Source organism: Mesorhizobium sp. Mes31 (genome assembly GCF_024519675.1).
Classification (GTDB): domain Bacteria; phylum Pseudomonadota; class Alphaproteobacteria; order Rhizobiales; family Rhizobiaceae; genus Mesorhizobium.
The window spans coordinates 1-4864 of the sequence record NZ_JALJRL010000044.1; the positions used below are offsets into that span (position 1 = coordinate 1).

General features: G+C 66.7%; 4 protein-coding genes. All 4 read right to left on the reverse strand.

Annotated features, from left to right (window positions below; translation table 11 throughout):
* Positions 1–227: 227 nt before the first annotated feature.
* The 4 genes from NR193_RS32965 to NR193_RS32980 all read right to left on the reverse strand — a co-directional run bounded on the left by NR193_RS32965 (position 228) and on the right by NR193_RS32980 (position 4609).
* Positions 228–986, reverse strand: a complete 759-nt coding sequence (locus NR193_RS32965; protein ID WP_091581579.1) for a slipin family protein — start codon at positions 984–986, stop codon at positions 228–230.
* The gene (locus tag NR193_RS32970; RefSeq protein ID WP_256754832.1) at positions 983–2365 is read right to left on the reverse strand and encodes a nodulation protein NfeD; all 1383 of its coding nucleotides are present in this window, start codon (positions 2363–2365) and stop codon (positions 983–985) included. Before NR193_RS32970 ends, NR193_RS32965 begins: the two co-directional genes overlap by 4 nt.
* Positions 2366–2500: 135 nt before the next feature.
* Positions 2501–3382, reverse strand: a complete 882-nt coding sequence (locus NR193_RS32975) for a DMT family transporter (protein ID WP_256754833.1) — start codon at positions 3380–3382, stop codon at positions 2501–2503.
* A 144-nt stretch (positions 3383–3526) separates the two neighbouring features.
* Positions 3527–4609, reverse strand: coding sequence for a sensor histidine kinase (locus tag NR193_RS32980; RefSeq protein ID WP_256754834.1), 1083 nt, complete (start codon positions 4607–4609; stop codon positions 3527–3529).
* Between the last annotated feature and the right edge of the window lie 255 nt (positions 4610–4864).

Here is a 4864-nt window from a genome sequence, read left to right on the forward strand (position 1 = left end):
TCCACGCGACAGGCAAGCGCGTGAGGGACCTGCCGATCACGCTGGAGAAGCTGATCTGAGGGATCTCCCCCCTTGAGGGGGAGATGGCCGGCAGGCCAGAGGGGGTCGCCTCGCGTGGAGCGCCGGCCTCCGCTGCCGGCGATAAGAGGTCGCGTCAGGACGTACCGACCCCCTCTGTCGCCTTCGGCGACATCTCCCCCTCAAGGGGGGAGATTACGCGCGCATCCTTACTTCCCCTGCCCCTTCATGAACTGGCTGAGCAGATCCACGGGCAGCGGGAACACCACCGTGGACGAACGCTCCCCGGCGATGTCGTGCAAAGCCTCGAAATAGCGTAGCTGCATGGCCTGCGGTTCGGCCGCCAGCATCCGGCCCGCCTCGACCAGTTTCGCCGCCGCCTGCTGCTCGCCCTCGGCATTGATCACCTTGGCGCGCCGCAGCCGCTCCGCCTCGGCCTGCTTGGCGATGGCGCGGATCATGTTTTCGTTGAGATCGACATGCTTGATCTCGACATTGGAGACCTTGATGCCCCAGGCATCGGTGCGCTGGTCGAGGATCTCCTGGATGTCGCTGTTGAGCTTGTCGCGCTCGGCCAGCATCTCGTCGAGCTCATGCTTGCCGAGCACCGAGCGCAGCGTGGTCTGCGCCAGCTGGTTGGTGGCGGCCATGAAGTCCTCGACCTGGATGACCGCCCGCTCGGCGTCGACGATGCGGAAATAGAGCACCGCGTTGACCTTCACCGAGACGTTATCGCGCGAAATCACGTCCTGCGGCGGCACGTCCTGCACCACGACGCGCAGGTCGACCTTCACCATCTGCTGGACGAAGGGGACGAGGATGATGAGACCGGGACCCTTGACCCCCGTGAAGCGGCCGAGCGTGAAGACCACGCCGCGCTGATATTCCCTGAGGATGCGGATGGCCGCGGACAGGAATATGACCACGACCAGCGCAAGCAGCAGATAGGCCACGTAACCGATGCTCATTGTTTTGCTCCGTTCCTTGCCGCATCGCGCCGCCGCACGGTCAGCACGAGGTCGCTGACATCGGTCACCTCGACGCTGTCGCCGGGCGCGATGGGTTCGTCGGCCTTCGCCCGCCAGCGCTCGCCCTGGGCCAGCACGTGGCCTTCGCGGCCCTGCCAGTCGAGGATCTCGGCCGGCAGGCCGCGCATGGCCTCGCCGCCGACGCGCGGCGGGTTCCTGCGCGCCGCCCAGACATAGGTGCCGGTCAGCAGCGCCAGCCCAAGCGTCAGCGCGGCGGCGGGACCGATGATGGCCCATGACATGGCAAAGCCCGGCCCCTCGACTCTCAGCAGCATGGCGGCGCCGAACAGAAAGGCGGCCACACCGCCGAGCCCGAGCACGACGGTGGGATTGAAGGCCTCGACGACGAGGAAGGCGATGCCGAGCAGCATCAGGGCAAGGCCGGTATAGTTGATCGGCAGGAGGTTGAGCGCATAGAGGCCGAGCACGAGGCAGATGGTGCCGATGACGCCGGGCGCCACGGCACCTGGGCTGGTGAACTCGAAGATGATGCCATAGACGCCGACCAGCATCAGGATGATGGCGGTGTTGGGGTCGGTGATGATGGCGAGCAGCTGGATGAACCAGCCGGGCTCCAGCGTCTCGACCGGCAGCCCTTTCGTCGCCAGCACCTCTTTTTTGCCGGCCACGTCGACGGTGCGCCCATCGGCCAGTTGCAACAGCTCGGTGCTATCGTGGGCGACGAAGTCGATCACATGTTCCTGCAGCGCCGCATTGGCCGACAGGCTCGCCGCCTCGCGCACGGCCTTCTCGCCCCAGTCGCCATTGCGCCCGCGCAGTTCGGCGAGCGAGCGGATCAGCGCGACGGCGTCATTGGTCACCTTGGCCATCATCGCGTCGCCCGCCGGCCGCCCGGTGGCGTCCTTCTCGTCCTTGGCCGGGCCGTTGTCGTTCTCGCCGCCGGGAAGCGACGGCAGGCCGCCCATCTCGACCGGCGTCGCGGCGCCGAGATTGGTGCCCGGCGCCATCGCCGCGACGTGGGTGGCATAGAGGATATAGGTGCCGGCACTTGCCGCATGGCCGCCGGCCGGCGCGACATAGCCGATGACGGGCACTGGCGAAGCGAGAATATCGGCGATCATCTCGCGCATCGAGGTGACCAGCCCGCCGGGCGTATCGAGTTGAAGGATGAGGACCGCGGCGTTCCGCCTGGCGGCGACGTCGAGCGCTTCCTCGAGCTGCCTGGTGCTTGCCGGCCCGATGGCGCCGTCAATGGCGACGCTCAGCGCGACCCTCTCGCTCCCGGCCGAAGAGAAGGGAGAAAAGACAGCCACGGCGACAAAGGCCGCGGCAAGAAGGGCCACCCGCGCGAAGGTCACGCTCAAAGCTCCATGGAGTCCATATGGGTTGTATTTTGGAGAAGTCCATGGGGAGCGGTGGCGGCGATTGGCGAACGCGGCGGCCGGAGGTGGCGGGATCGGCTCTCGGCATGACCCGCGTCGGCGGATCGGCCCCTACTCCGGCGACGGCACCGGCGGCCGCGATGTCAGCGCGGTGCCGAAGGCGGCGGCAATGACAGCGGCGATGCCGGCCAGTTGCGGCGCGGTCAGGGTTTCATGCAGGAACAGGAAGCCGGCCAGCGCGCCCAGCGCCGGCTCCAGGCAGGTCAGCGTGCCGTAGATGCGCGCCGGCATACGGGTCAACGCCACCATCTCCAGGAAGAACGGCAGCGCGCTGGAAAACAGGCCGACAAGCAAGGCACTGACCAGGATCGATGGCGCGAGCAGCGCGGTTCCCGCCTGCGCGACGCCGAAGGGCAAGACCAGCACGGCGGCGATCGCCATGCCGTAGGCCGTGGTGCGGGTGCCAAGCTCGGCGCCAGCCTTCTGGGCCAGCACGATGTAGAGTGCCCAGAAGCCGCCGGCCGCCAGCGCCAGCATCACCCCGGTCGGATCGAGCGGCCGCAGCGAACGGACGAAGGGCGACAACAAGACGATGCCGGCCACCGCCAGTGCGATCCAGGCAAAGTCGCTGGCGCGCCGCGAGGTCAGCGTCGCCACCAGGAGCGGGCCGGAGAACTCCAGCGCCACCGCGATGCCGAGCGGAATCCTGGCGAGCGCGGCATAGAACAGAAGGTTGAGCGCGCACAACGTCACGCCATAGGCGACCAGCCACGGCAAGGTGGCGCGCGACGGCCGCATCTGCCACGGCCTCAGCACCGCGACCAGCATCAATGCGCCGATGACCAGCCTCAGAGCCGTCGTGCCTTGCGCGCCGATCAGCGGGAACAGCCCCTTGGCGAAGGTGGCGCCGATCTGGATCGACACCATGGCGCCCATCAGCGCCGCGATGGGCAAGGCCGCCGCTTCACGACGGGCAATCGGCGTCGATGTCACTTTGGTTTCATCCTTCCCTGCCCTGTCGGGCCATCTGCGCGGCCCGCCGGCATGGGTGGCAGCTATGGCCTCCTCACGCAGGCCTGTCGTGAGGCACGGGGAGACAGTCGGCTGGGGCAAGCACCACCATCGGCCAGGGCCTGCCTAAGCGGCGGCGGCCGAGCGCTTGAAGACGATGGTGACCCGCGTGCCCTCGCTGGCGCTCGAATTCACGTCGAATTCCGCCTTGGCGTTCTCGGTCAGCGAACGGGCGATCAGCGCGCCGAGCTTGCCGGGCTTGGGCCATGTCTCGCCTTCCGGCAGGCCGATGCCGTCATCGGCGACGACGATACGGCAGCCATCGCCGCTAACGATGCTGTGCAGCGTGATCGTGCCGCCGTCGCGCCCCTTGAAGGCATGCTTGAGCGCATTGGTCAAAAGCTCGTTCACCACCAGCCCGGTCGGCATGGCGACGTTGACCGACACCGGATAGGTATCGACCTTCATGTCGAGGCGAATGCCTTCGACCGCATGTGAGTTCATCACCGCGGACGCGATCTGGCTGAGATAGACGCCGAGATCGACCTCATCCTTTTGATCGTCGCCGGACAGCGTCTGGTAAAGGATCGCCAGCGCGTCGACGCGGCCTGCCAGCCTCTCGAAGCGCTTCCGGTCCGGCTCGGTCGCGTTGCGCGTCTCCAGCCGGATCAGGGCGGTGATCATCTGCAGATTGTTCTTCACCCGGTGCTGCAATTCGCGCAGCAACGTGTCCTTCTCACGCACGCGGTCCTCGACCGAGCTCGCATCCTCGGTCTCGCCATGAGCAGAGACGTCGACAAGCGCTACCAGCCGGAAGCACACCTTGCCGTTGTCGTCCTCGATGACGTTGGAATAGACATCGACGATCACCGGTCTGTCCTCGGCCCGCTCCAGCCGGAACGTTCCGACGAAATCGGTCTCCTCGACCACCGCCTCGAACAGCGCGCGGTCCTTCTGCTGGTGCAGCCCGGTGCCGGAAAGTGCCGCCCAGTGCTTCTCAGCGAGCCTGGCCGCCCTCAGGCCGGACAGTTTCTCGAATTCCGGATTTGCATAGACGACACGCTCCTTCGCGCCGAGGTCCGACACCGCAATCGCGATCGGCATCTGGTCGAGGAACTTCTTGAACTGTTCGCTTTCAAGCGCTGTGGCAAGGTCCGGCGTTTCGAGCAACTGTCCGACCGCTTCGGCCTTATCTGAATTGGATGTCATCGGCGGCGCCTGGGCTGTGCGTGGACGCCATCAGTATCAGCGATATGGCGCTCCCGCCATTGCCAAAGCGGAAGGCGACGTTTCAAGCGCTGCGTCGGCGATAGGCGGCGTGTCACGCGTCGCCGAATTTGGGAACCGGTCAGGGCGCCGCCAGCTTTGCCAGCCTTGGGCCGGTCTTGACGTCGATGATCTCGGGTGTCGTGGTGTCGACGACGCCGTCCCAGCCGCCGCCGAGCGCCTTGTTGAGGGCGATGT

Bases quoted from the DNA above. Each gene is read 5' to 3' on its own strand.
- NR193_RS32980 (WP_256754834.1), bottom strand. From the start codon at position 4,609: ATGACATCCAATTCAGATAAGGCCGAAGCGGTCGGACAGTTGCTCGAA.
- NR193_RS32965 (WP_091581579.1), bottom strand. From the start codon at position 986: ATGAGCATCGGTTACGTGGCCTATCTGCTGCTTGCGCTGGTCGTGGTC.